The following is a 24,716-nucleotide window of genomic DNA, read 5'->3' as shown; positions in this document are numbered from 1 at the left end:
CCCTGAACTCACGCGTCCTCCTCCGGCCTGACCCCATTGTGCTCCGGCGCGAGACGGTCGAGATGCGGTGTGGCCAGCTTCTCGACGTACTTGGCGAGCACGTCCACCTCGAGGTTGACCAGATCGCCCGGCTCGGCTCGGCCCAGCGTCGTCAACTCCAGTGTGGTCGGTATGAGGGCCACGGTGAACTCGTCGTTCGTCACACTCGTCACCGTGAGGGAGATCCCGTCGATCGCGATCGAGCCCTTTTCGACCACATAACGGGACAAACCGGACGGCAGCGCGAACCGGGTCAGGCCGTTCTCGTCGCGGGAGAGGAACACGCCGGTGCCATCGACGTGGCCCTGCATGATGTGCCCGCCCAGCCGGTCCCCGACGGCGGTGGCCCGCTCCAGGTTCACCCGGTCACCCTGGGCGATCTTGGCCAGCCGGGAGCGTTCGAGGGTCTCGTTGACGACGTCCACGGTGAACTCGTCGCCCCGCACCTCGACCACGGTCAGGCAGACCCCGCTGACCGCGATGGAGTCGCCGTGTTTGGCATCGGAGCTGACCACCGGCCCGCGCACGGTGAGCCGGGCCGCGTTGGGCAGCTGCTCAACGCCGGTGATCTCACCGAGCTCCTCGACAATGCCGGTGAACACGGGCGCCTCCTGGGTTCTTGAGCTGGTCACCGCGCGGCACGCGCCGCGCGTTCGCGGAGCGCCGCCACGGCCTTGGCCGGATCGTCGGCACCGTAGACCGCCGAGCCCGCGACGAAACAGTCGACACCCGCCTCGGCGGCCTGTTCGATGGTCTCGGCGTTGATGCCGCCGTCGATCTCCACGACGAGCTTGAGGTGACCGGTGTCGACGAGCCGGCGCGCGGTGCGGGCCTTGTCCAGCACGTCCGCGATGAACGACTGCCCGCCGAACCCGGGCTCGACCGACATCACCAGCAGCGTGTCGTAGTGCTTGAGGACGTCGAGGTAGGGCTCCAGCGGGGTGCCGGGCTTGACCGACAGACCGGCCTTCGCGCCCGCGGCACGCAGGTGCTTCGCGAGCTTGACCGGGTCCTTGGCGGCCTCGATGTGCACCGTGACGTTGTAGGCACCGGCCTCGGCGTACCCGATGGCCCAGTGGTCCGGGTCCTCGATCATCAGGTGGCAGTCCAGTGGCAGGTCGGTGGCCTTGAGCAGCGACTGCACGACCGGCAGACCCAGCGTCAGGTTGGGCACGAAGTGGTTGTCCATGACATCGACGTGCACCCAGTCCGCTCTCGTGTCACCCGTGCCCGCCACGGCCTGGATCTCCTCGCCGAGACGGGCGAAGTCGGCGGAAAGGATGCTCGGCGCGATGAGGGGTCGGTGTGCCACGGTTACGCAGTGTAGAAGGTCAGGCGGGCAACCCTTGCAGTGCCGTGCTCCACGACTCGTCCAGGCGGAACAGCCGTACCCCGGCCGAGGACAGGGCATCCAGGTGCCGTTGCCATGCCGGATGACCGCTGCGTTCGTCCCGCACCTGGTAGCCGACGACGATCGTGACGGCCGGGTCGCCGAGCGCGTCACCGACGACCGTGAGCGCCTGGTTGTCGGCGATGCCCAGTGCCAGTTTCGCGACCGAGTTCGCGCTCGCCGGGGCGAAGAGGAACACGTCCGGATCGGGGTGCGGGCGCGGCTCGCCGGGCAGCCGGGACTCGCTGCGCACCTCCAGGTCGGTCAGCGCGGCGAGCTTGCCGATCTCGTCCGCGGCCGCCAGCCAGCGCGCCGCCGTCGGGGTCAGCGTGATCGCCAGCCGCCAGCCGCGCGCGGCCGCGGGTTCGGCGATCTCGGCGCGGAACCGGGTGTCGAGGCCGCCGCACGAGCTGGCGACCAGACCGAGATTCCTCACGGCTTGCGCAGCACGGCGCAGAACATCGCGTCCGTGCCGTGCCGGTGCGGCCACAACTGCACGTACGGCCCGTCGCCGAGCAGCGGCACACCCGGGAAGAACTCGCGGGCGTCGACGATCTCGGCCTTGGCGCGGCGCGCGGCGTTGCCCACCGAACCCTCGGTCTCCCCGAGATGCGGCGAGCACACGACGTAGGCCACCACCCCGCCGGGGCGCACGAGTTCCAGCGCCGAGGCGAGCAGCTCGCCCTGCAGTTTCGTCAGGTCCGCGACGTCGGAGGGCTTGCGGCGCCAGCGCGCCTCGGGACGGCGCCGCAGCGCGCCGAGCCCGCTGCACGGGGCGTCCACCAGCACACGGTCGTAGCCGGGTTCGAGTTCGGGTTCGCGCCCGTCGGCGACGTGCACCGTCACCGGCAGGCCTTCGGTGGCGCGCTCGACCAGACGCGCGCGGTGCGGCGCCACCTCGACCGCGTCGACGTGCGCACCGGACAGCCCGGCCAGCGCGCCGAGCAGCGCCGCCTTTCCGCCCGGGCCCGCGCACAGGTCGAGCCAGCGTTCGTCGGTGCCCTCCAGCGGCACGCGGGTCAGCGCGACCGCGCACAGCTGGCTGCCCTCGTCCTGGACGGCGGCGAGCTTCTCGCGGATGGGCTCGGAGTCGGCGGGATCACCGGAGCCGGGCGGCAGGTGCACGCCGTAGGGCGAGTACGGGGCGAGGTCGCCGCCGGTGATGGCGGCGAGCTCGTCGGCGCTGATCTCGCCCGGCCGCGCGACGAGGTGCACGGCGGGCCGCTCGTCGTCGGCCTTCAGCGCGGCCTCCAGCTCGGTTCCCTTGTCCCCCAAGGCCTCCGCAAACGAGCGGGCGATCCAGCGCGGGTGCGCGGTGTGCAGCGCGAGGTTCCCGATCGGATCGGAGTCACGGTCGGGAGCGAGCTGTTCGAGCCAGGTCTGTTCGTCCTTTTCGGACACCTTCCGCAGCACCGCGTTGACGAAACCGGCGACGTGCGTACCGGCGTCCGCGCGAGCCATGTTGACCATCGCGTCGACCGCGGCGTGCTCCGGGATGCGGGTACGCAGCAGCTGGTAGGCGCCCAGCCGGAGACAGTCCAGCACCGCACCGTCGGTTTCGATGAGCGGACGGTCCAGGCAGGTCGCGAGCACCTCGTCGAGCATGCCCTGCGCGCGGCAGGTGCCGTAGGTCAGTTCGGTGGCCAGGGCCGCGTCGCGGCCGGTGAGCTTGCGCTCGCGCAGCAGGTCGGGCAGCACGAGGTTGGCGTAGGCGTCACGTTCGCGGACCGCGCGCAGGACGTCGACCGCGACGCGGCGGGCGGGATCCTCGTACGGCGGACGGCGTGGCCCTTCCTTGCGCGGCGCGGGACGGCCGCCTCGGTGCGGCCGTCCGGAGCGGCGTTGCGGTTGCGGGCTCATGTCAGCGATTCCCCTTGCTCGATTCTCGTGCCGCGCGCCCAGTCGGTGGCCGCCATCCGCTTCTTGCCCTGTGCCTGCACCTCGCCGAGCCGGACCGGCTGGGTGGCCGTGCCGACGAGGACGCGCTTGCGCTCGACCTTCAGCTCGCCCGCAGGCAGCGGGGGCGCGTCGAGGATCTGGACCGGGCCGAGTTTGAACCGCTCGCCGCGGAACTCCGCCCAGGCGCCCGGCTCCGGGGTGACCGAGCGGATGTGCCGGTCCACGCCGATCGCCGGATCAGCGAAGGAGATCCGTGCGTCCTCCACCGTGACCTTGGGCGCGTAGGTGATGCCGTCGGCCGGCTGTTCCACGGCGACCAGCTCACCGTCCTCAATACCGTCCATTGTGGACACCAGCAGCCGGGCTCCCGCGTCGGCGAGTTTCGCCAGCAGGCTGCCCGCGGTGTCCGACGGCACGATTTTCTCGGTCACCACACCGAAAACCGGGCCCGCGTCGAGTTCGCGCACGATCCGGAACGTCGAGGCGCCGGTGAGTTCGTCGCCCGCGCGGATCGCGGCCTGCACCGGTGCCGCGCCACGCCACGCGGGCAGCAGCGAGAAGTGCAGGTTGACCCAGCCCTGGGGCGGGATGTCGAGCGTGCGCTGCGGCAGCAGTGCGCCGTAGGCGACGACGGGGCAGGCGTCCGGGTGGAGTTCACGCAGCCGATCGAGGAACTCGGCTTCGCCAGCCTTGGCCGGGGTGAGCACCTCGATGCCGTGCTCGTCGGCGAGGGCGCCGACCGGCGAGCGCACGAGGCGGCGGCCACGCCCGGCGGGCGCGTCCGGCCGCGTCACCACGGCGACGACCTCGTGCCGGGGCGAGTCGATCAAGGCGCGCAGCGAGGGCACCGCGGGTTCCGGGGTACCGGCGAAGACCAGGCGCATCAGGCCACCTCACCGGCGTCAGACTGGGCGAACATCACAGACCAGTCTATGGCCCGGCCGTATTCAGCCGGCCAACGCCATGTCGTCCCACCGGGGCCGGTCTCGCCGGCCAGGCCCTAGATCAGCTCCAGCGGGTCGAGCTGAATGCGCACCGGGTCGGCTTCCTTGCGGGCCACTCGCTGGGCCTGGGCCGCGGCGAGGGCCGACGCCAGTGCGCGCCCGTCCGAGCGCGGGACCCGGATCAAGGCCCGCTCTCGTTCCGAGCGGCCCTCGTCGTCCACCTCACCCAACGGCACCGGACCCAGGATCTCGCCGGTCTCCGGCAGCGCCAGTTCCTCGATCAGCGCCGCGACCGCGTCCGGGATGCCTTCGATGCTCGCCATCCGCACGGCGGGCGGGAAGCCCAGTTCCCGCCGCTCGGACAGTTCCCGTTCGGCGTGCCAGGCCGGGTCCCAGCGCACGAGCGCCTGCACGGGCGTCAGCGCGGCCTCCGCTCCCACGACGATCCGCCCGCCCGCCGTCGAAGGCCGCACCAGGGCCGCGGCCGCCATCCACCGCCGCAAGGTCTCCTCCGCGGCCCGCAGGTCCTGCCGGCCCAGCAACGCCCAGCCGTCCAGCAGCAGCGCCGCGCCGTACCCGCCCTCGGCGACGGGTTCCGCGCCCGGCGTGCACACCACCAGCGCGGGCTTGCCGGGCACCGACGCGAGCACTTCCTGCGCACCCGAGGTCCGCACGGGAAAGCCGGGGAACGCGCGACCCAGTTCCTCGGCGGTCCGTTTCGACCCGACGACGACCGCCCGCAGCCGGGGCGAACCGCAGGCCTGGCACCGGAAGGTCCCCTCCGGCGCGCCGCACCAGCGGCAGCTCGGCGGATGCGCCGGCCCGCCGGTCAGCCCCAGCGGACCCGCACAGCGACGGCAGTGCGCCGGCGTGCGGCATTGCGCGCACGCCAGCGCGGGCACGTATCCGCGCCGGGGCACCTGCACCAGCACCGGCGCCCCGGCACTCAAGGCCTGCCGTGCCGCCTCGAAGGCGACCGACGGCAGTCGCGCCGCACGCGCGGCCTCGTCCCGCGCGACATCGAAGTCCTCGCCGACCGGCGTGACCCGGGGCGCTGCCTTCCGCAGTTCGTCCCGCGACGCGAGGACCGCGTGCGCCCACCCGGATTCGACCAGCAGTTGTGCCTCGGCGGTCCGCGCGAAACCGGCGACCACCAGCGAGGCCCGCTCGGTGTGGGCCCGCACCGTCAGCACGTCCCGCACCTGCGGATACGGCATGTGCGGGTCGACGTGCAGGTCGTCGCCGTCGTCCCACACGACGAACAGGCCGGGATCGGCGACGGGCGCGAACATCGAGGCCCGCGTGCCGACCACGATCGGCACCGAACCACGCGAGACGGCAAGCCATCGCCGGTACCGCTCGGCGGGGCCGAGTTCTGCCGACAGCGCCACCACGGCGTCGTCCCCCGCCAGCGCCACGCAGGCCGCGTGCACCCGCGCGAGGTCACGCTGATCGGGCACCACGAGCACCGCACCGCGCCCGTTCGCGGCGACCGCGGTCGCCGCCTCGGCGAGCCGCGCCGGCCAGTCCTCCCCCGGCAGCGCCTGCCACACGGCGTGGGCCTGCCGGTTCCCGCGCAGCGCGTCGAGGAACGCCGCGCCCCGCTGATACCGCTGCCAGCCGTCACCGGAGGGCGCGGCCTGAAGCGAGGCACGCTCGCGCGCGGGTTCGCCCTCGGCCTTCGCGTGCCGCGGCGGGATCGCCAGCCGCAGCACGTCGATCATCGTGCCGCCGTAGCGCTCGGCGACCGTACGCGCGAGCGACGCGAGCCGCGGATCCAGCACCGGCTCGGAAGAGGTCACACGCTCCAGGAACGCCAGCCGCCCCGTGTGCTCGGTGGTGTCCGCGCGGTCGAGCAGGAACCCGTCCACCAGCTGCCCGGCGAAGCGGACCCGCACCCGGCAGCCGGGCACGGCCTCGGCGTCGAGCTTGTCCGGCACCTGGTAGTCGAAGGTGCGGTCGAGGTGCGCCAACGGCACGTCGACGATGACGCGCGCGATCGGGCGCTCGGCAGCCGGGGTCTGCTGTCCCTTGCGCGCCTGGGGTTTCTTCCCCGGCTTGGGCTTGGGAAGGTCCCAGAGTGGGGAGGTCTGCGGCCCGTTATGCACCAGCGGCGGAGCGCAGCGCCTCGGCGCGGTCGGTGTTCTCCCACGGCAGGTTCAGCTCGGGACGGCCGAAGTGACCGTAGGCCGAGGTCTGCGCGTAGATCGGGCGCAGCAGGTCCAGATCCCGGATGATGGCCGCCGGCCGCAGGTCGAACACCTGCGTGATCGCGGACTGGATCTTCGACGGGTCCACCGTCTCCGTCCCGAACGTCTCCACGAACAGACCCACCGGGGAGGCCTTGCCGATCGCGTACGCGACCTGCACCTCCACCCGGCCCGCCAGCCCCGCGGCGACGACGTTCTTGGCGACCCACCGCATCGCGTACGCGGCCGAACGGTCCACCTTCGACGGGTCCTTGCCGGAGAACGCGCCACCACCGTGCCGCGCCATCCCGCCGTAGGTGTCCACGATGATCTTGCGGCCGGTCAGCCCGGCGTCACCCATCGGGCCGCCGATCACGAACCGGCCGGTCGGGTTCACCAGCAGCCGGGTGTCCGAGGAATCCAGCTCCAGACGCTCCAGCTCCGGGGCGACGACCTGCTCTCGCACGTCCACCCCGAGCATCGTGTCCAGGTCGATGCCCTCGGCGTGCTGCGTCGAGACGACGACGGTGTCCAGCCGCACGGCCTGCTCACCGGCGTACTCGATCGTCACCTGCGTCTTGCCGTCCGGCCGCAGGTAGGGCAGCACACCCTCCTTGCGCACCCTGGTCAGCCGCTGCGACAGGCGGTGCGCCAGCGCGATCGGCAACGGCATCAGCTCCGGGGTGTCCGAGCACGCGTAGCCGAACATCAGGCCCTGGTCGCCCGCGCCCTGCTTGTCGATCTCGTCCAGGGCGTTCTCCAGCCGCGACTCGTACGCGGTGTCCACGCCCTGCGCGATGTCCGGCGACTGCGAACCGATCGCGATGTTCACGCCACACGAGTTGCCGTCGAACCCCTTGGCGGAGGAGTCGTAGCCGATCTCGAGGATCCGCTCCCGCACGATCGACGGGATGTCGGCGTAGGCCTCCGTGGTGACCTCACCGGCGACGTGCACCTGGCCGGTGGTGATCAGGGTTTCCACCGCGACCCGGCTGCGCGGGTCCTTCGCAAGCAGAGCGTCGAGGATCGAGTCACTGATCGCGTCGCAGATCTTGTCCGGATGTCCCTCGGTCACGGACTCCGACGTGAACAGCCTGCGGGTCGATTCGGTCACGACGCTCGTCACTTCCCATCAATCTCGGTGGCAACCACGTTCAGCCTACTGAGGCCACCGGTCACCGCTTGATGAATTCTGCTACCGCATCCCACACCGTGGCCGCCAGATGCGATTTCGAGCCCAGCGGAATGGGACGCTCGGCACCGTCGGCGGAAAGCAGCCAGCCCTGGTTCTCCTCGACCTCGAACGCGCGCCCGTCGCCGACCGCGTTGACCACGAGCAGATCGCAGCCCTTGCGCTTGAGCTTGGCACGCGCATGGTCGAGCACGCCGGCGTGCTCGTCACCGGTTTCCGCCGCGAATCCGACGATCGTCTGGCCTATTTTCCGGTTTTCCACCAGCTCGGCGAGAATGTCGGGATTCCGCTCCAGCGTGATCGCCGGATCCGGCTGGTCGTCGGTCTTCTTGATCTTGTACTCGACGCGGGTCGCGGGCCGGAAGTCGGCCACCGCGGCGGCCATGATCACGACGTCGGCAGCGGCGGCCGCCTCGTGCACGGCGTCGCGCATCTCCAGCGCGGTGGACACGTGCCGCACGTCGGTGCCCGCGGGTGCGGGCAGTTCGTTGCCGTGCCCGGCGACCAGCGTGACCTCGGCGCCCCGCTGCGCGGCGACGCGGGCGAGCGCGTAGCCCTGCTTGCCGGAGGAGCGGTTGCCCAGGAAGCGCACCGGGTCCAGCGGTTCCCGTGTACCGCCCGCGGACACGACGACGCGCAGCCCTTCCAGATCACGCGGCAGCGCGGTGCGGGAGGCGAGCAGCAGGCGGGCGAGGTCGACGATCTCGGCGGGATCGGCCAGGCGCCCCTTGCCGGTGTCGGCGCCGGTCAGCCGCCCCGCGGCGGGCTCGGTGACGACCACGCCGCGCGAGCGCAGCAGTGCCACGTTGTCGCGGGTGGCGGGGTGCTCCCACATCTCGGTGTGCATCGCCGGGAAGAACGCGACCGGGCAGCGCGCGGTGAGCAACGTGCCGGTCAGCAGGTCGTCGGCGATGCCGTGCGCGGCACGGGCGAGCAGATCGGCGGTGGCCGGGACCACCAGCACCAGATCCGCTTCCTTGCCGACACGGACGTGCTGTACCTCGGGCACCTCGGTGAACACGCCCGTGTGCACCGGATGCCCGGACAGCGCCTCGAAAGTGGCCGCGCCGACGAAGTTCAGCGCGGCCTCGGTGGGCACCACACGGACGTCGTGACCGGACTCGGTCAGCCCGCGTAGCACCTCGCAGGCCTTGTAGGCGGCGATACCGCCACCCACGCCCAGGACAACCTTGGGTTTACTCACCCTCGGTGTGCTCGAGCAGGCCACCGTGGATCTCGCGCAGGGCGATGGACAGCGGCTTCTCGCGCGGGCCCGGCTCCACGAGCGGGCCGACGTACTCGAGCAGGCCCTCGCCGAGCTGGGCGTAGTAGTCGTTGATCTGACGGGCGCGCTTGGCGGCGTAGATCACCAGCGCGTACTTCGAACTCACCTTCGCCAGCAGGTCGTCGATCGGCGGGTTGGTGATGCCTTCCAGCTCTTCGCCGTGGATACCCAGCGCTGCGGTCACTCGCTTTGCTCCTGAATCATTTCGAAGTCCGTGTCAATCAAGTTTAACAACTGCTCGGCGGCGCCCCGCAGGTCGGCGTTGACGACGCGGACGTCGAACTCCCCCGCCGCCGCCAGTTCGCGCTCGGCCTCGGCGAGGCGGGCGCGCACGGCGGCCTCTTCCTCGGTGCCGCGGCCGGTGAGCCTGCCGACCAGTTCCTCCCACGAGGGCGGCATCAGCATCACCAGCCGCGCCTCGGGCATCGCCGCGCGGACCTGGCGCGCGCCCTGCAGTTCGATCTCCAGCACCGCGGGCCTGCCCTCGGCGAGTGCGCGCTCGACGGGTTCGCGCGGGGTGCCGTAGCAGTTGCCCGCGAACTCGGCGTGTTCGAGCAGCTCACCCGCCGCGACCATCTTGTCGAACACGGCCCGGTCGATGAAGTGGTAGTGCTCCCCGTCGACCTCGCCGGGCCGGGGAGCCCGGGTGGTGACGGAAACGCTGAAGTAGATGTCCGGTTTCAGCCGCCGCAGCTCGCCGACGACGCTGGACTTGCCGACGCCGGAAGGGCCCGAGACGACGGTGAGCCGGCGCCGGGGGGCATTCCCCGATGCCGGCTCACCGTGCGTCGCTCGACCGGTCACGCCGGCCGCTGCCACGTGGTCGCTCGTGTCGCTCACTCGCCGCTGAACTCGGCCAGCAGCGCCTTGCGCTGCCGGTCACCAAGGCCGCGGAGCCGCCTGCTCGGCGCGATCTCCAGGCGCTCCATGGTCTGCTGAGCGCGCACCTTGCCGACGCCGGGGAGAGCCTCGAGCAGGGCGGAGACCTTCATCTTGCCGAGGACCTCGTCCTCGTCGGCCTGCTTGAGCACGTCAGTCAGGGTGGTGCCGCCCCGCTTGAGGCGTTCCTTGAGCTCGGCACGGGCACGACGAGCGGCAGCGGCCTTCTCCAGCGCCGCCTTGCGCTGTTCCTCGGTCAGCTGGGGAAGTGCCACGTTTTCCTCCGTAGTACTCAAAATTCTGGGTGGGTGACGCGACGGTACCCACCCCTGGCCACCGGCCACAATGCGGGGGTGGCCGGTCTGTTGCCCCCGTGCGGCCTGATATTAGCCTCCGCCGCCCCACCGCCAACCCTCAACGGAGACGCTACGCGCCACCGTGTTTTTCACGATTCCCTGATCAACAACTGGGTCCGGCGCACCGCGTCACGCAGTGCGACCGGATCAGGACCGTGCCGCAGGAGGTCCCTGGATGAGGCCGGGAGCACACCCCGCAGCTCCGCACCGAACAGCTTCCGTAGATCGCTCACGGTGGCGCCCTGGGCCCCGAAACCGGGGGCCAGCACCGGGCCGTTCAGCGCGTCCAGATCCAGCTCACCCGGCGCGACCGTCGCGCCGACGACCACGCCGACGTCGCCCAGCGGCTCGGCGCCCTCGTTGATCGCCGCAGCCTGATCCACAATGGACTGCGCCACTGTTTTTCCGTTGGGCAGCAACGCATTCTGCAACTCCGCTGCCTCCGGATTGGACGTTCGGGCGAGCACCATGACACCCCGCCCGCCCGCGCGAGCGGCCTCGATCGCGGGCGCGAGCGAGCCGAAACCGAGGTACGGCGAGACGGTCACGGCGTCGGCGGAGAGCGCTGTGTCACCGCTGAGATACGCAGCGGTGTAGGCGCCCATCGTCGAGCCGATGTCGCCCCGTTTGACGTCGAGCAGGACGAGCGCACCGGCGTCCCGGCAGAGCGTGATCACCCGCTCCAGAACGGCGATTCCCGGGGCTCCGAAGGCCTCGAAAAACGCCGACTGGGGCTTCACCACGGCCGTCTCCGCGCCCAGCACCTCGGCCGAGATGAGCGCGAATTTTTCCAATCCCGACACAGTGCGTTCGAGGCCCCATGCGTCGAGTAACCCCGGATGCGGGTCGATCCCGGCGCACAACGTGCCGCGCTGAGCCGTTTTCTCCGCCAGTTTTGAGCCGAATGGAGCAGTCACGAGGTGGCCCGCAGCGCCGCCTGGAGGTCCTGCAGCGACCGGACGCCGATGTCGCCGCGGATCAGCGCCTCGATCCCGTGCACCGCGGCCGCCGCGCCCTGCACCGTCGTGATGCACGGGATGTCCCGCGACACCGCCGCGGTGCGGATCTCGTAACCGTCGATGCGCGGCCCGCTGTTGCCGTACGGGGTGTTGATCACCATGTTGACGCCGCCATCGAGGATCACGTCCACGATGTTCTGCTGCGTCGCGGTCGACCCTTCGGAGTGCTTGCGCACCTCGGTGCAGGCGACCCCGTTCCGGCGCAGCACCTCGGCGGTGCCGGACGTCGCGAGGATCTCGAACCCGAGGTCGGCCAGCCGCTTGACCGGGAACACCAGCGCCCGCTTGTCGCGGTTGGCCACCGACACGAACACCTTTCCCGAGGTCGGCAGCGAGCCGTAGGCCCCGGCCTGGGACTTGGCGAACGCCTCGCCGAAGGAGGTGTCCACGCCCATGACCTCGCCGGTGGACTTCATCTCCGGGCCGAGCAGCGAGTCCACGCCCTTGCCCTCGGGAGTGCGGAAGCGGTGGAAGGGCAGCACGGCCTCCTTGACCGCCACCGGCGCGTTCGCGGGCAGGTGCCCGCCGTCGCCCTCGGCGGGCAGCAGGCCACGCTCACGCAGGTCCTTGATCGAGGATCCGGTCATGATCAGCGACGCGGCCTTGGCCAGCTGCACCCCGGTCGCCTTCGACACGAACGGCACCGTGCGCGACGCGCGCGGGTTGGCCTCCAGCACGTAGAGCACGTCGTCCTTGAGCGCGTACTGCACGTTGAGCAGTCCACGCACGCCGACACCGCGCGCGATCGCCTCGGTGGAGGCGCGCACGGCCTCGACGTCCTGACGGCCGAGCGTGATCGGCGGCAGCGCGCAGGAGGAGTCGCCGGAGTGGATGCCGGCCTCCTCGATGTGCTCCATCACGCCGCCCAGGTACAGCTCCTGGCCGTCGTAGAGGGCGTCCACGTCGATCTCGATCGCATCGTCGAGGAAGCGGTCCACCAGCACCGGGTGCTCGGGCGTGACCTCGGTGGCGCGCTGGATGTAGCCCGCCAGCGACGCCTCGTCGTACACGATCTCCATGCCGCGCCCGCCGAGCACGTAGGACGGGCGCACCAGCACCGGGTAGCCGATCTCGTCGGCGATCCGCTTCGCGCCCTCGAACGAGGTCGCCATGCCGTACTTCGGCGCGGGCAGGCCCGCGTCGCGCAGCACCTCGCCGAACGCGCCCCGCTCCTCGGCGAGGTGGATGGCCTCCGGCGGCGTGCCGACGACCGGCACGCCGGCGTCACCGAGCCGCTTCGCGAGCTTGAGCGGGGTCTGCCCGCCCAGCTGCACGATCACCCCGGCCACGGTGCCCGACTCCCGCTCCGAGTTGATCACCTCGAGGACGTCTTCGAAGGTCAGCGGCTCGAAGTAGAGGCGGTCGGAGGTGTCGTAGTCGGTGGAGACGGTCTCCGGGTTGCAGTTGACCATGACGGCCTCGAAGCCGGCCTCGCGTAGCGCGAGCGCGGCGTGCACACACGAGTAGTCGAACTCGATGCCCTGGCCGATGCGGTTCGGCCCACTGCCGAGGATGAGCACCTTCGGCTTGTCGGGCTGCGGCGCGACCTCGGACTCGGCGGCGGGATCGATCTCGTAGGCCGAGTAGTGGTACGGCGTCTTCGCGGCGAACTCGGCGGCGCAGGTGTCCACCGTCTTGAACACCGGCCGCACGCCGAGGCGGTGCCGCAGCGCGCGCACCCCGTCCTCACCGGCCAGTTCCGGCCGCAGCGCGGCGATCTGCTGGTCCGACAGCCCGGTGCGCTTGGCTTCACGCAGCAGGTCGGCGGTGAGCACCGGGGCGTCCCGGACCTCGGCGCCGACCTCGCCGATCAGCGCGATCTGGTCGATGAACCACGGGTCGAGCCCGCTGGCCTCGTGCACCTGCTCGACGCTCGCGCCCAGCCGCAGCGCCCGCTCCACCGCGTACAGGCGGCCGTCGTGCGGGGTGCGCAGGGCTTCGAGGGTGTTCTCCAGCGTCGCGCCCTCGGGGTCGGGGCGCGTCCAGAACCCGGACGCCTGCGTGTCGATCGACCGCAACGCCTTGCCGAGCGCCTCGGGGAAGCTGCGGCCCAGCGCCATCGCCTCGCCGACGCTCTTCATCGTGGTGGTCAGCGTCGGGTCGGCACCGGGGAACTTCTCGAAGGCGAACCGCGGCACCTTGACCACGACGTAGTCCAGCGTCGGCTCGAAGCTCGCCGGGGTCTCGCCGGTGATGTCGTTGCGGATCTCGTCGAGGGTGTAGCCGATGGCGAGCTTCGCGGCGATCTTGGCGATCGGGAAGCCGGTGGCCTTCGACGCGAGCGCCGACGAGCGGGACACGCGCGGGTTCATCTCGATGACGACCATGCGCCCGTCACGCGGGTTGATCGCGAACTGGATGTTGCAGCCACCGGTGTCCACGCCGACCTCGCGCAGCACGGCGATGCCGACGTCGCGCATGTGCTGGTACTCGCGGTCGGTCAGGGTCATCGCGGGTGCGACGGTGACCGAGTCGCCGGTGTGCACGCCCATCGCGTCGACGTTCTCGATGGAGCAGACCACCACGACGTTGTCGCGCCGGTCGCGCATCAGCTCGAGCTCGTATTCCTTCCAGCCGAGCACGCTTTCCTCGATGAGCACCTCGGTGACCGGGGATTCGGCGAGCCCGATGGAGGCCAGGCGCTCCAGTTCCTCGTCGGTGTGCGCCATGCCCGAGCCCAGGCCGCCCATGGTGAACGACGGCCGGATCACGACCGGAAGGCCGAGGTCGGCGACGGTCTCGCGCACCTCTTCCATGGAGTGGCAGACCTTGCTGCGCGGCACCTCGCCGCCGATGGTGCGGACGATGTCCTTGAACTTCTGCCGGTCCTCACCACGCTGGATGGCGTCAATGTCGGCGCCGATCAGCTCGACGTTGTACTTCTCCAGCGCACCGCGCTCGTGCAGGGCGACCGCGGTGTTGAGCGCGGTCTGCCCGCCGAGGGTGGCCAGCAGCGCGTCGGGACGCTCGGCGGCGATGACCTTCTCCACGAAGTCCGCGGTGACCGGCTCGATGTAGGTCGAGTCGGCGAACTCGGGGTCGGTCATGATCGTGGCCGGGTTGGAGTTGACGAGCGAGACCCGCAGTCCCTCCTCGCGCAGCACCCGGCACGCCTGCGTGCCCGAGTAGTCGAACTCGGCGGCCTGGCCGATCACGATCGGACCGGACCCGATGACCAGAACATGCTTGATATCGGTGCGCTTGGGCATCAGCGGGTCTTCTTCTCCATGAGGGTCACGAACTCGTCGAACAGCGGCGCGGCGTCGTGCGGACCCGCGGCCGCTTCGGGGTGGTACTGCACCGAGAAGGCGGGCACGTCCGAGCACCGCACACCTTCGACCGTGTTGTCGTTCGGGCAGTAGTGGCTGATCTTCGCGGCGCCGAAGGGCGAGTCGAAGGTCTCGCCCGGCTCGCCTTCCAGTGCGAACCCGTGGTTCTGCGCGGTGATCGCGACCTTGCCGGTGTCGATGTCGATGACCGGGATGTTGATGCCGCGGTGCCCGTAGCGCATCTTGTACGTGCCCAGCCCCAGCGCGCGGCCGAGGATCTGGTTGCCGAAGCAGATGCCGAACAGCGGGACCTCGCGGCGCAACGTCTCCTGCGTCAGCTCGATCGCGTGCGCCTGCGTCGCCGGGTCGCCGGGGCCGTTGGACAGGAACACCCCGTCCGGCTCGACCGCCAGCAGATCCTCGATCGTGCTCGTCGCGGGCAGCACGTGCACCTCGATGCCGCGGCGGCTCATGTGCCTCGGAGTGTTGGACTTGATGCCCAGATCCAGCGCGGCCACGCGGAAGCGGCGCTCCCCCTGCGGCGCGACGACGTACGGCTTGGCCGTGGTGACCTCGCCGGCGAGGTCGGCACCCTTCATCGGCGGGCTCGCCAGCACCTCGCTCACCATCGCGTCCACATCGGACAGTGCGTCACCGGAGAACACCCCGGCGCGCATGGCGCCCCGCTCGCGCAGGTGCCGGGTCAGCGTCCGGGTGTCCACTCCGGAGATTCCGACGATGCCCTGCCGCTCCAGCTCGTCGTCCAGCGAACGGCGGGACCGCCAGTTCGACGGCGTGCGGGCCGGGTCGCGCACGACGTAGCCGCGGACCCAGATGCGGTCCGATTCGTCGTCCTCGTCGTTCCATCCCGTGTTGCCGATCTGCGGTGCGGTCTGCACCACGATCTGCCCGCAGTAGGACGGATCGGTCAGTGTCTCCTGGTAGCCGGTCATGCCGGTGCAGAACACCGCCTCGCCCAGGCTGCGGCCACGCGCCCCGTACGCCGAGCCGCGGAACACCCGGCCGTCCTCCAGCACCAAAGCAGCTGGGGTCTTCACTGGGCCCCTCCCTTACTGTGTCGATCGATGCCGATCCGGCCGGCAGCCACGGCGATCCGACTGGCGTAGGTCGGCCTCCGGTTGATCACTTTGGCCTACTTTCGGTCGAATCAGCATGGCCTTTACTCAAGCTCTGCATCCACTGTGGATAGTCACCGTGGTCGTCTCCCCGGAACCCGGTGTCCAGCTCCACTTCGCCGAGGCGCCAGGTGATGATCAGCAGGCTGTCGCTGCCCATCACCTTCCCGGCGATCGCGCTGCCGCGCCGCACCCTGAGCACCGACTCGTCCGGGATCCAGAACCCGGGCGCGCCCGCCCGGTCCACCTCGACCCCGCCGGCATAGCGGCGCAGCACCGCGCGGCCCCGCAGCCCCATGCCGCGGGTCACGATGCGGTCCTGCCAGTTGCCCGCCGTCGTGGTGCTGACGTAGAGGCCGTCGGCCTCCAGCAGCGGCTCGCCGGGCTCGGCGGGCACCTGCGGGAACGGCGCCAGGCGCACGCTCTGGGATCGGGCGCGTCGTCGCCAGCCGAGGCGCATGCCCCACAAGGCGAGTGCGAACACCGCGACGACCACGAGGACCAGCAGAAAGCGCTCCATCACCCAATCTTCCCTTCGCGCGCGGTCACGCGCCCGCGCAGCAGCGTGAGAGTCACCACGCCGGGCAGCCGCATCCCCTCGTAGGGGGTGTTTTCGGCGACACTCGCGAGCTCCGCGCCACGCACCGTCCACTCCGCATCGGGGTCGACCAGCACCAGGTTGGCCGGCTCCCCGGCTTCCACCGGGCGTCCCTGATCGGCCAGCCCCGCGATCTCGGCGGGCCGCTCGCTCATCACGCGGGCCACGCCGCGCCAGTCCAGCAGCCCGGTGCGCACCATCGTCTCGGTGACCACCGACAGCGCGGTCTGCAGGCCGAGCATCCCCGGCCGGGCGACCGCCCATTCGCAGTCCTTGTCCTGCACCGCGTGCGGCGCGTGGTCGGTGGCCACGCAGTCGATCACGCCCTCGGCCAGCGCGGCCCGCAGCCGGGTCGCGTCGCGCGCGGTGCGCAGCGGCGGGTTGACCTTGTTGACCGGGTCGTAGGTCTCCAGCCGGTCGTCGGTGAGCAGCAGGTGGTGCGGCGTGACCTCGGCGGAGATGAGCCCCGGGCCGTGCCTGTCCTTGGCCCAGCGCAACACGTCGACCGTGCCCGCGGTGGAGACGTGGCAGATGTGCAGCCGCGCCCCGGCGTGCTTGGCCAGGATGCAGTCGCGGGCGACGATCGACTCCTCCGCGGAGGCCGGCCAGCCCGCGTACCCCAGCCGCGAGGCCTGCACGCCCTCGTTGGCCTGCGCGCCGACGGTCAGCCGCGGCTCCTCCGCGTGCTGCGCGACGACCACGCCCAGCGCGGTCGAATACTCCAGCGCCCGGCGCATGATCAGCGGATCGGCCACGCAGTGCCCGTCGTCGGAGAACATCCGGACGTTCGCGGCGGACTTCGCCATCGTGCCCAGCTCGGCGAGCTTCTCGCCCTTGAGCCCGACCGTGACGGCACCGACCGGGTACACGTCGACGAGGCCGGCCTCGCGGCCGCGGCGCCACACATGCTCGACGATCACCGCGTTGTCGGCGACCGGATCGGTGTTGGCCATCGCGAAGACGGCGGTGTAGCCGCCGATCGCCGCCGCGGCGGAGCCGGTCTCGATGGTCTCGGTGTCCTCGCGGCCCGGCTCGCGCAGGTGGGTGTGCAGGTCGACGAAACCGGGCAGCAGCACCTGGCCCGTGGCGTCGATCACCTCGGCGTCCGGCGCCTCGACGGACCCGATTTCGGCGATCACGCCGTCGGAGACCAGGACGTCCACTGGGTCACCCTCGCCGTAGATCCGGGCTCCCTTGATCAGTACGGCAGTCATGCTCGGCTCCTCCCCGCTGTGCTCCTCGGGCCGTGGGCGGCCCTACGATGCTCGCGGGTCGTCGCCTTCGGGTCTCTCACTTGTCTTCCTCCCCGGCAAGAAGGTGGTACAGCACGGCCATCCGCACGTGCACGCCGTTGCGCACCTGCTCGGTGATCGCGGACGCGGGCGCGTCGGCCACCACCGACGCGATCTCCATGCCGCGCAGCATCGGGCCGGGGTGCATGACGACCGCGTGCTCGGGCAGCAGCTTCAGCCGCTTTTCGCTCAGGCCGTAGGCGATCGAGTACTCGCGCGCGGACGGGAAGAACCCGCCGTGCATGCGCTCGGCCTGCACGCGCAGCATCATCACCGCGTCCACCGCGGGCAGTTCCGCGTCCAGTTCGTGCGACACCGTCACCGGCAGCGCCTCGACCCCGGCCGGCAGCAGCGTCGGCGGCGCGACCAGCACGACCTCGGCGCCGAGCGCGGCGAGCAGGTGGATGTTGGAGCGAGCGACGCGGCTGTGCAGCACGTCCCCGACGATCGCGACGCGGCGGCCCTTCAGCTCGCCCAGCCGCTCCCGCAGCGTGGCGGCGTCGAGCAGCGCCTGCGTCGGATGTTCGTGCATCCCGTCGCCCGCGTTGACCACGGACGTCCCGGCTTCTTCGAGCCACCCGGCCAGCCGGTGCGCCGCACCCGAAGCCGGATGCCGCACGATGACGCAGTCGGCACCGGCGGCGGCCAGCGTCAGCGCGGTGTCCCGCAGCGACTCGCCCTTGCCCACCGAGGAACCGCCCGCCGAGACGTTCACCACGTCGGCGCTCATCCACTTGCCCGCGATCTCGAAGGACACGCGCGTGCGGGTCGAGTTCTCGTAGAACATCGTGATCACCGTGCGGCCGCGCAGCGTCGGCAGCTTGCGCACCTCGCGCCCGAGCAGCGTCTTCTTCAGCTCGTCCGCGGTGTCCAGGATCGACCTCGCCCGGTCGGGATCCAGCCCGTCGGTGGCCAGCAGGTGCTTCACTCCGCCTCCCTCGTGTTCCGCAACAGCACCGCGTCGCGCTCGTCGACCTCGGCCAGCAGGACGTGCACCTCCTCGGCGCGTGAGGTCGGCACGTTCTTGCCCACGTAGTCGGCCCGGATCGGGAACTCGCGATGGCCGCGGTCCACCAGCACCGCGAGCTGCACGGCGCGGGGGCGGCCGTGGTCGCGCAGGGCGTCGAGCGCGGCGCGGACGGTGCGGCCGGAGAAGAGCACGTCGTCGACGAGGATCACCACGCGGTCGTCGATCCCGGTGCCGGGCACACGAGTGGAGGCCAGCGGGCGCGTGGGCCTACGGCGCAGGTCGTCGCGGTAGAGCGTGATGTCCAGTGCGCCGGTGGGCGGTTTCACCCCGGCGAACTCGGCGATGCGGTCGGCGAGGCGCGCGGCGAGACTGGTGCCGCGGGTGGGAATTCCCAGCAGAACGGGCAGCTCGCCCGAGTCCGCACCGATGGCGGTCTTCTCGATGACCTGATGGGCCATTCGGGCGATGGTGCGCGCGACATCGCCGGAGGAGAGCAGTTCCCGCTCGCCACCCGGCTCCGCCGCGCCACGAGGACGTGACACAGCAGCAGACTCCTTCCCCGCCTCACTGGACGGGTCCTTAAAGGACGTCGGTTTCCTGATTGACCAGGAAATCCTCCGGATAGTACCAGCTTGGTCAGGTCACCTTCCGGGCAGGGATGGCTCCTCCACGTGAGACCATTTGCTTGACCTGGTGACGACAATGCGTAACCATTACTCTGAGTATTCAGCTCAGTAGTCCCCTGGCGGTCCTCGCGACCGACTGGGCGAGGAAACGGAGAACCACCAGATGGGCGATTACGCCAAGGCGCTTGGGGCGAAGCTCCGGGGGATCCGCCAGCAGCAGGGCCTGTCCCTGCACGGGGTCGAGCAGAAGTCGGGCGGCCGCTGGAAGGCGGTCGTGGTCGGTTCCTACGAGCGTGGGGACCGGGCGGTGACCGTACAGAAGCTGGCCGAACTGGCCGATTTCTACGGCGTACCGGTGGTCGAACTGCTTCCGGAGGGCCGGGTTCCCTCCGGCGCCGAGCCCGCCACCAAGATCGTCATCAACCTGGAGCGGCTGCAGCAGCTTCCGGCGGAGAAGGTCGGCCCGCTCGCCCGCTACGCGGCGACCATCCAGAGCCAGCGCGGCGACTACAACGGCAAGGTGCTGTCCATCCGCACCGAGGACCTGCGGTCCCTGGCGATCATCTACGACATGACGCCCGGCGAGCTCACCGAACAGCTCATCGACTGGGGCGTCCTTCCGCCGGAAGCCCGTCCCGCCAAGGAAGACTGAGCGGGAGCTACAGCACCGCGCGCAGCCGGTCGGCGATCCCGCCGATCCGGCCGAGGACACCGTTGACGAAGCGCGGTGAATCGTCGGTGGACAGCTCCTTGGCCAGGCCGACGGCCTCGTCGATCGCGACGGGGTCGGGGACGTCCGCGCTCCACAGCAGCTCGTAGACGCCGACCCGCAGCACGGCGAGATCGACCGGCGGCATCCGGTCCAGCGTCCAGCCCTGCGCATGCTCGGCCAGCAGCTCGTCGATGCGCTCGCGATGCGCCGTGACGCCTTCGACGAGCGAAATCGTGTAGTCACCGACCGGCTCCACGTCGGTCGAACCGACCCGGTCCGACAACAGCGTGACCGGATCGAGTGAACGCTGCGCGGCCTCGTACAGCATCTCGACGGCACGCCTGCGCAAAGCGCGGCGGCCCAACGAGCCGCCGCGCCGTGAGGAACCCTCAGCGCTCAACTGGAAACCCTGCCCAGGTAACGCCCGTCGCGGGTGTCGACCTTGACCTTCTCGCCGGTGGTGACGAACAGCGGCACCTGGATCTGGCCACCGGTCTCCAGCGTGGCCGGCTTGGTGCCGCCGGTGGAACGGTCGCCCTGCAGGCCCGGGTCGGTGTGCTGGATGACCAGCTCCACCGAGGTGGGCAGCTCGACGTAGAGCGGCGTGTTGTCGTGGATGGCGACCTGGACCTCGGTGTTCTCCAGCAGGTAGTTCGCGCCGTCGCCGACGATCTCCGACGGGACCGTGATCTGGTCGAACGTCTCGCCGTCCATGAACACGTAGTCCTGGCCGTCGTTGTACAGGTACGTCATGGTGCGCCGGTCGACGGTGGCGGTTTCCACCTTGGTGCCGGCGTTGAACGTCTTGTCCACCACCTTGCCGGAGAGCACGTGCTTGAGGGTGGTGCGCACGAACGCGCCGCCCTTGCCGGGCTTGACGTGCTGGAAGTTCACGACGGACCAGAGCTGACCGTCGAGGTTGAGCACCAGGCCGTTCTTCAGGTCGTTGGTGGTGGCCACGGGTAGTCCACTTCTCCTGTTGTCTTTCGTTTCGCGGCCGTGCCTAGACGACCACGAGTTCCTTGCTGCTCAGGGTGAGGAGTTCGGGAGCGGAGTCCCGCACGACCAGCGTGTCCTCTATGCGGACGCCACCGCGACCCGCGAGGTATACGCCGGGCTCGACGGTGACCGTCATACCGGCAGCAAGTGTACCGTCGCCGGTCTTGGCCAGCCTCGGTGCCTCGTGGATCTGCAATCCGACGCCGTGGCCGAGACCGTGGGTGAAGTCCTCGCCGCGACCGGCGTCGTCGATCACCTGCCGGGCCGCCTTGTCCACGTCCTTGGTGCCGGCGCCGGGCGTCACGGCCGCCCGCCCCGCGGTCTGCGACCTGGCGACGAGGTCGTAGAGGTCGCGCTGCCAGTCCGCGGGCCTGCCGAGCACCAGCGTGCGGGTCATGTCGGAGTGGTAGCCCTCGACCGTCGCGCCGAAGTCGAGTTTGACGAAGTCGCCCGCGGTGAGCACGTACTCGGTGGGCCGGTGATGCGGGATCGCGGAGTTCGCTCCCGCCGCCACGATCGAGTCGAACGACGGGCCGGAAGAGCCGTGGTCGAGCATCAGATTCTCCAGGTCACGGGCCACCTCGCGCTCGGTGCGGCCGGTCCGGATGCCGCCGCGTTCGAGCAGGACGGCCAGCGCGCGGTCGGCGGCCTCGCACGCCTTGCGCAGGGACGCGATCTCGCCCTCGTCCTTGACCAGCCGCAGCTGTTCGACCAGTCCGGGCGCGCGGTGCAGTTCGACGCCGTCGGCCAGCGCCGCGAACGCCTCGTAGTCCTCGACGCTGACGTAGTGACTCTCGAATCCGGTGCTGCGGTAGGTCGCCGCGTGCTCGGCGGCGCGGCTGAGCAGCGCCACCGCACTGGCCCGGTCGATGATCCGTTCCAGATCGGGCACCTCGGCGGCGGACTGCGTGAAGTAGCGGCCGTCGGTGCAGAACACCGTGCGCTCGTCGTCGCCGGTGTGCAGCAGCAGCGCGGCGTTGGACCCGGTGAAACCGGTCAGGTAGCGGATGTTGAGCAGGTCGGTGACCAGCAGCGCGTCCACCCCGGCCTGCTCGAGCAGCTGACGGAGGGCTTCGCGGCGATTGGCGTGGATCTCAGGCACGCCTGCGACTCTATTGGCTTACAGTGGGGCGATGCGGCCCTGGTTGACGCGCGCTCTCGGAATGGCACTGTTGCACGCCGCCGCCGACACGGCGCTGGCGAAGGCGGCGGTCTACGAACCGACCGGACTCACCACACCGAGAATCATCGCGATCGCACTGCTGGTCGGCGCGGCCGCCCTGTGGAGCGCGATCGACGGGATGCTGCGGCGCGAGGACCTCGGCCGCACCTGGGTGATCGCGTCGCTCATCGCGGGGCCCCTGTCCGGCGTGCTGTACGTGATCGGCCGCTCGGTGTTCGTGGACAGCAGCGGCACCGGCGAACTGGGCACCGCGCTGACCGGGGGTGCGGCGTTCACCGCGCTGCTCATCCTCGTGCCCGCCGGGCTCGGGATGTTCGTCGGCGGCAAGCTCAAGCCCGGCGGTCACCGGAAGCGGCCTAGCGCCCCAAGCCCGCGCCCTCGGGGTAGGAGCGCCACTCCGCGGGCGTGACCGTCTCGATCCGCGAGCCGTTGACTTCGGCCACCGAGTCCGGGTGAGCGGGCCACAGCTTCCCGTCGTCGAGCAGCAGGCCGAGGCCGAGGCCGGGTGCGGTGATCGCACGGGCGCCGGCGACCAGGCGTGCCGCGACCGGGACGCGGTCGAGAATCTCCATGCGGCTGTCCAGCACGTGCCGCGCCAGCTGCTCGGCCACCGACCGGCGGTCGACGCGCACGATGTGGCCCGCGACGACGAGGTCCATGGTGCGCGCCGGGGACGGCATCGCGAACCCGTCGAGCACGGTGAGCGCGTGCGCGGTGTCGGCGCAGCCGTTCACACCGGTGACGTCGATGCCGAAGCGGCGCAGGTCGGTCGGTGCGCCGGCCTGGCCGATGGTGGTCGCGCGCACGACGTCCAGCGGGACCGTGCCGCACGGGTCCGTGGCCGACACCGGGGCGTGGCCGTCGGGCTGGCGCAGCAGGCCGGGGCCTTCCTGCCACGCGCCCGGGATCACGACGGGCCGGTACGGGCTGGCGGTGAAGTCGGCGCCCGCGAACGTGATCGTCGTGCCGTCCTGGGTTTCGTGCGCGATGGCGAAGGCGTCCAGTGCGTCGACCCACATCAGGTCGGCGCTGAAGGCGTCCACCACCGAGCGGGTGCGCGCGCTGTTGGGGGCAGCCTGGAATCCGTTGTCCCCCAGGGCTTCCACGTTCGCGGTGAAGGCGGGATCCCTGGCCCGCAACAGGAACTGGCCCGCGCCGTTCCAGCCCGCGGCGCGGCCGGTGGTGTCGGTGAACATCAGGTAGAACCAGCCGTCGCGGTAGACCGCCGAGGGCTGGCCCGCGCCGTAGAGGTTGTCGCGGTGGACGTCGTGGGAGGGGCTGACGATGGGGCCGTTCGCGCGGGTCCAGGTGATGCCGTCGATGCGGGTGGCCAGGCCGATGGCGTTGCCGAGCGCGTGATCGCCCGCCGCGCCCGTGTAGTACATGTAGTAGATCCCGTTGACGCGGATCACCGAGGGATCGCACGTGTGCGCGCCGTCGAACTGGCCGGGGTCGCCGGACAGGACGGCCGGAGGCACGGCGCCGCCGGGTCCGGTGAAGGGGCCGTCCGGGGTGGGTGCTTCGCCGTAGAGGATGTCGTCGCCCGGCGGCGGTGCGGTCGGGTACTGGCTGCACCACCACATGCGGGCGCCGCCGCCGTCGAGCATCACCGTCGGGCCGTAGTTGTAGGGCGCGCCGGGTCCGCCCGCCGCGACGACGCCGCTTTCGCGGCTGCCGCTGGTGTGCAGTGTGACGTCGGCGGGTATGGCCGGGGCTTTGGTGCCGCCGAGGCTGACGTCGGCGGTTCCTTCGGCGCGGGTCTGGGAGGTGCCGTTGGTGCAGCCGGCGAGCCCGGCCGCGCTGAGGGTCGCGGCAAGCAGAACGGCGCCAAGCCGCCGATGGAACCCTCGCATGTGCCCTCTCTTGTCCACTACCGTCGGCGGGGTCAGTGTAGAGAGTTCGTTAACCCGCTTGGGTGACAGTCTCCGGGTCGGCGGCGTCGGTGTCCCCGGGCGCGAGCCCGCGCAGGAGAAGCCGCTCGGTACGGAGAGCTGGAACGCTCATGGGGCAGTCCATTTTTCGAGTCCGGATCCTCACCCAGCGCTCGGGCTCCAGCCTGGCTCCCGGCTCCCGGCTCCCGGCGTGAGTGGACCCGGTCCCTCGCCGAGCCCTCGGCCGCTCGTGAACCCGATCCTCACCTGACCGTGCACTCGATCCTGACCCCGCGCTCTGCGGCACCGGCCCGAGCGTGGCCCAGCCTCGGTGTCATCCGGGTTCGGCGACTTGCCCGGGCGCCGCCTCAACGCGTCCACTCAAGGGGTGCGGGCGCAGCAGGAGGCCGCGCCCGTTTGCCTGCTACTCGGCGCTTTTCGTGTTCTCCGCGATCCAGCGCAGGGCCAGCGGATAGCCGGGAACACCGAGTCCGGCGATCACCGCCGTCGCGATGTCGGACAGCACACTGTGGTGCCGGAAGGCCTCACGTTTGTGCACGTTCGAGATGTGCAGTTCGATCAGCGGCGCTTCGAGCTGTGCGGCGGCGTCGCGGACTGCGATCGAGTAATGCGTCCACGCGCCCGCGTTCAGGACCACCGGGTTGCGACCCTCGGCGGCCTCGTGGAGCCAGCCGACCATCTCGCCTTCGTGATCGGTTTGCCGCACCTCGACGTCGATGCCGAGTTCCGTACCCGTCTTGACGCACAGTTCGGCGAGGTCGGCATGCGTCGTGGAACCGTAGACGGCGGGTTCCCGTTTGCCGAGCCTGCCCAGGTTGGGACCGTTGAACACGAAGACCTTCACCTC

At 70.8% G+C, this 24,716-nt stretch carries 25 protein-coding genes; 2 read left to right on the top strand and 23 right to left on the bottom strand.

Annotated elements, in window-relative coordinates:
- Positions 1–8: 8 nt before the first annotated feature.
- The 18 genes from HFP15_RS12555 to pyrR all read right to left on the bottom strand — a co-directional run bounded on the left by HFP15_RS12555 (position 9) and on the right by pyrR (position 18,999).
- Positions 9–641: a riboflavin synthase gene (locus HFP15_RS12555; protein ID WP_168514888.1), complete on the bottom strand. Its 633-nt coding sequence runs from the start codon at positions 639–641 to the stop codon at positions 9–11.
- Between the two features lie 26 nt (positions 642–667).
- A complete protein-coding gene (rpe, locus tag HFP15_RS12550; RefSeq protein WP_168514886.1) occupies positions 668–1,351 on the bottom strand; it encodes a ribulose-phosphate 3-epimerase in 684 nt (227 codons plus the stop codon).
- Positions 1,352–1,370: 19 nt separating this feature from the next.
- Positions 1,371–1,865: a flavoprotein gene (locus tag HFP15_RS12545; protein WP_168514884.1), complete on the bottom strand. Its 495-nt coding sequence runs from the start codon at positions 1,863–1,865 to the stop codon at positions 1,371–1,373.
- Positions 1,862–3,289 carry an RsmB/NOP family class I SAM-dependent RNA methyltransferase gene (locus HFP15_RS12540; protein WP_168514882.1) on the bottom strand — a complete coding sequence of 476 codons (1,428 nt, stop codon included), beginning with the start codon at positions 3,287–3,289 and terminating at the stop codon, positions 1,862–1,864. The genes HFP15_RS12545 and HFP15_RS12540 overlap by 4 nt, the downstream gene beginning before the upstream one ends.
- Positions 3,286–4,212, bottom strand: a complete 927-nt coding sequence (fmt, locus tag HFP15_RS12535; RefSeq protein ID WP_168514880.1) for a methionyl-tRNA formyltransferase — start codon at positions 4,210–4,212, stop codon at positions 3,286–3,288. The genes HFP15_RS12540 and fmt overlap by 4 nt, the downstream gene beginning before the upstream one ends.
- A 116-nt stretch (positions 4,213–4,328) precedes the next feature.
- Complete coding sequence (locus HFP15_RS12530) at positions 4,329–6,380, bottom strand: primosomal protein N' (protein ID WP_168514878.1); 2,052 nt, start codon at positions 6,378–6,380, stop codon at positions 4,329–4,331.
- Positions 6,373–7,575 carry a methionine adenosyltransferase gene (gene metK, locus HFP15_RS12525; protein ID WP_168514876.1) on the bottom strand — a complete coding sequence of 401 codons (1,203 nt, stop codon included), beginning with the start codon at positions 7,573–7,575 and terminating at the stop codon, positions 6,373–6,375. Before metK ends, HFP15_RS12530 begins: the two co-directional genes overlap by 8 nt.
- Positions 7,576–7,636: 61 nt before the next feature.
- Positions 7,637–8,857 carry a bifunctional phosphopantothenoylcysteine decarboxylase/phosphopantothenate--cysteine ligase CoaBC gene (coaBC, locus tag HFP15_RS12520; protein ID WP_168514874.1) on the bottom strand — a complete coding sequence of 407 codons (1,221 nt, stop codon included), beginning with the start codon at positions 8,855–8,857 and terminating at the stop codon, positions 7,637–7,639.
- Positions 8,850–9,122: a DNA-directed RNA polymerase subunit omega gene (rpoZ, locus tag HFP15_RS12515; protein ID WP_091507578.1), complete on the bottom strand. Its 273-nt coding sequence runs from the start codon at positions 9,120–9,122 to the stop codon at positions 8,850–8,852. Before rpoZ ends, coaBC begins: the two co-directional genes overlap by 8 nt.
- Positions 9,119–9,778 (bottom strand): guanylate kinase, encoded by a 660-nt coding sequence (gene gmk / locus HFP15_RS12510; protein ID WP_168514872.1) that lies wholly within the window; start codon positions 9,776–9,778, stop codon positions 9,119–9,121. The genes rpoZ and gmk overlap by 4 nt, the downstream gene beginning before the upstream one ends.
- Positions 9,775–10,092 (bottom strand): integration host factor, actinobacterial type, encoded by a 318-nt coding sequence (gene mihF / locus HFP15_RS12505; protein ID WP_017983071.1) that lies wholly within the window; start codon positions 10,090–10,092, stop codon positions 9,775–9,777. The genes gmk and mihF overlap by 4 nt, the downstream gene beginning before the upstream one ends.
- Before the next feature lie 170 nt (positions 10,093–10,262).
- On the bottom strand, positions 10,263–11,090 hold the full coding sequence (pyrF, locus tag HFP15_RS12500; RefSeq protein ID WP_168514870.1) for an orotidine-5'-phosphate decarboxylase: 828 nt from the start codon (positions 11,088–11,090) through the stop codon (positions 10,263–10,265).
- Positions 11,087–14,401 (bottom strand): carbamoyl-phosphate synthase large subunit, encoded by a 3,315-nt coding sequence (gene carB, locus HFP15_RS12495; protein ID WP_168514868.1) that lies wholly within the window; start codon positions 14,399–14,401, stop codon positions 11,087–11,089. Before carB ends, pyrF begins: the two co-directional genes overlap by 4 nt.
- On the bottom strand, positions 14,401–15,519 hold the full coding sequence (carA, locus tag HFP15_RS12490; RefSeq protein WP_168514866.1) for a glutamine-hydrolyzing carbamoyl-phosphate synthase small subunit: 1,119 nt from the start codon (positions 15,517–15,519) through the stop codon (positions 14,401–14,403). Before carA ends, carB begins: the two co-directional genes overlap by 1 nt.
- A gap of 85 nt (positions 15,520–15,604) precedes the next feature.
- Positions 15,605–16,117 carry a PH-like domain-containing protein gene (locus HFP15_RS12485; protein ID WP_168514864.1) on the bottom strand — a complete coding sequence of 171 codons (513 nt, stop codon included), beginning with the start codon at positions 16,115–16,117 and terminating at the stop codon, positions 15,605–15,607.
- Positions 16,117–17,409 carry a dihydroorotase gene (locus tag HFP15_RS12480; protein WP_168514862.1) on the bottom strand — a complete coding sequence of 431 codons (1,293 nt, stop codon included), beginning with the start codon at positions 17,407–17,409 and terminating at the stop codon, positions 16,117–16,119. Before HFP15_RS12480 ends, HFP15_RS12485 begins: the two co-directional genes overlap by 1 nt.
- Positions 17,410–17,485: 76 nt before the next feature.
- Entirely contained in the window at positions 17,486–18,415 is a 930-nt protein-coding gene (locus HFP15_RS12475) for an aspartate carbamoyltransferase catalytic subunit (RefSeq protein ID WP_168514860.1), read from the bottom strand.
- A complete protein-coding gene (gene pyrR, locus HFP15_RS12470) occupies positions 18,412–18,999 on the bottom strand; it encodes a bifunctional pyr operon transcriptional regulator/uracil phosphoribosyltransferase PyrR (RefSeq protein ID WP_168514858.1) in 588 nt (195 codons plus the stop codon). The genes HFP15_RS12475 and pyrR overlap by 4 nt, the downstream gene beginning before the upstream one ends.
- A gap of 247 nt (positions 19,000–19,246) precedes the next feature.
- Between pyrR and bldD the strand changes: the two genes are divergently transcribed.
- A complete protein-coding gene (bldD, locus tag HFP15_RS12465; RefSeq protein WP_020422358.1) occupies positions 19,247–19,735 on the top strand; it encodes a transcriptional regulator BldD in 489 nt (162 codons plus the stop codon).
- Positions 19,736–19,742: 7 nt separating this feature from the next.
- Here the strand turns inward: bldD and nusB are convergent, their stop codons facing one another.
- From nusB to HFP15_RS12450, 3 genes are read right to left on the bottom strand one after another with little or no spacing between them, the layout of a single operon-like run.
- Positions 19,743–20,195, bottom strand: coding sequence for a transcription antitermination factor NusB (gene nusB, locus HFP15_RS12460; RefSeq protein ID WP_168514856.1), 453 nt, complete (start codon positions 20,193–20,195; stop codon positions 19,743–19,745).
- On the bottom strand, positions 20,192–20,755 hold the full coding sequence (gene efp, locus HFP15_RS12455) for an elongation factor P (protein ID WP_168514854.1): 564 nt from the start codon (positions 20,753–20,755) through the stop codon (positions 20,192–20,194). The genes nusB and efp overlap by 4 nt, the downstream gene beginning before the upstream one ends.
- A 43-nt stretch (positions 20,756–20,798) precedes the next feature.
- Positions 20,799–21,896: a M24 family metallopeptidase gene (locus HFP15_RS12450; protein ID WP_168514852.1), complete on the bottom strand. Its 1,098-nt coding sequence runs from the start codon at positions 21,894–21,896 to the stop codon at positions 20,799–20,801.
- Between the two features lie 31 nt (positions 21,897–21,927).
- Between HFP15_RS12450 and HFP15_RS12445 the strand changes: the two genes are divergently transcribed.
- Complete coding sequence (locus tag HFP15_RS12445) at positions 21,928–22,386, top strand: B-4DMT family transporter (protein WP_210717134.1); 459 nt, start codon at positions 21,928–21,930, stop codon at positions 22,384–22,386.
- Here HFP15_RS12445 and HFP15_RS12440 read toward each other — a convergent pair.
- The gene (locus tag HFP15_RS12440; protein ID WP_168514850.1) at positions 22,334–23,830 is read right to left on the bottom strand and encodes a glycoside hydrolase family protein; all 1,497 of its coding nucleotides are present in this window, start codon (positions 23,828–23,830) and stop codon (positions 22,334–22,336) included. The genes HFP15_RS12445 and HFP15_RS12440 overlap by 53 nt on opposite strands.
- A gap of 442 nt (positions 23,831–24,272) precedes the next feature.
- On the bottom strand, positions 24,273–24,713 hold the full coding sequence (aroQ, locus tag HFP15_RS12435; RefSeq protein WP_168514848.1) for a type II 3-dehydroquinate dehydratase: 441 nt from the start codon (positions 24,711–24,713) through the stop codon (positions 24,273–24,275).
- Positions 24,714–24,716: the final 3 nt, after the last annotated feature.

This window comes from Amycolatopsis acididurans (assembly GCF_012328925.1).
Taxonomy (GTDB): Bacteria; Actinomycetota; Actinomycetes; order Mycobacteriales; family Pseudonocardiaceae; genus Amycolatopsis_E; species Amycolatopsis_E acididurans.
The sequence above is the reverse complement of the archived record's forward strand: the minus strand, read 5'-3'. Positions and strand labels throughout refer to the sequence as shown.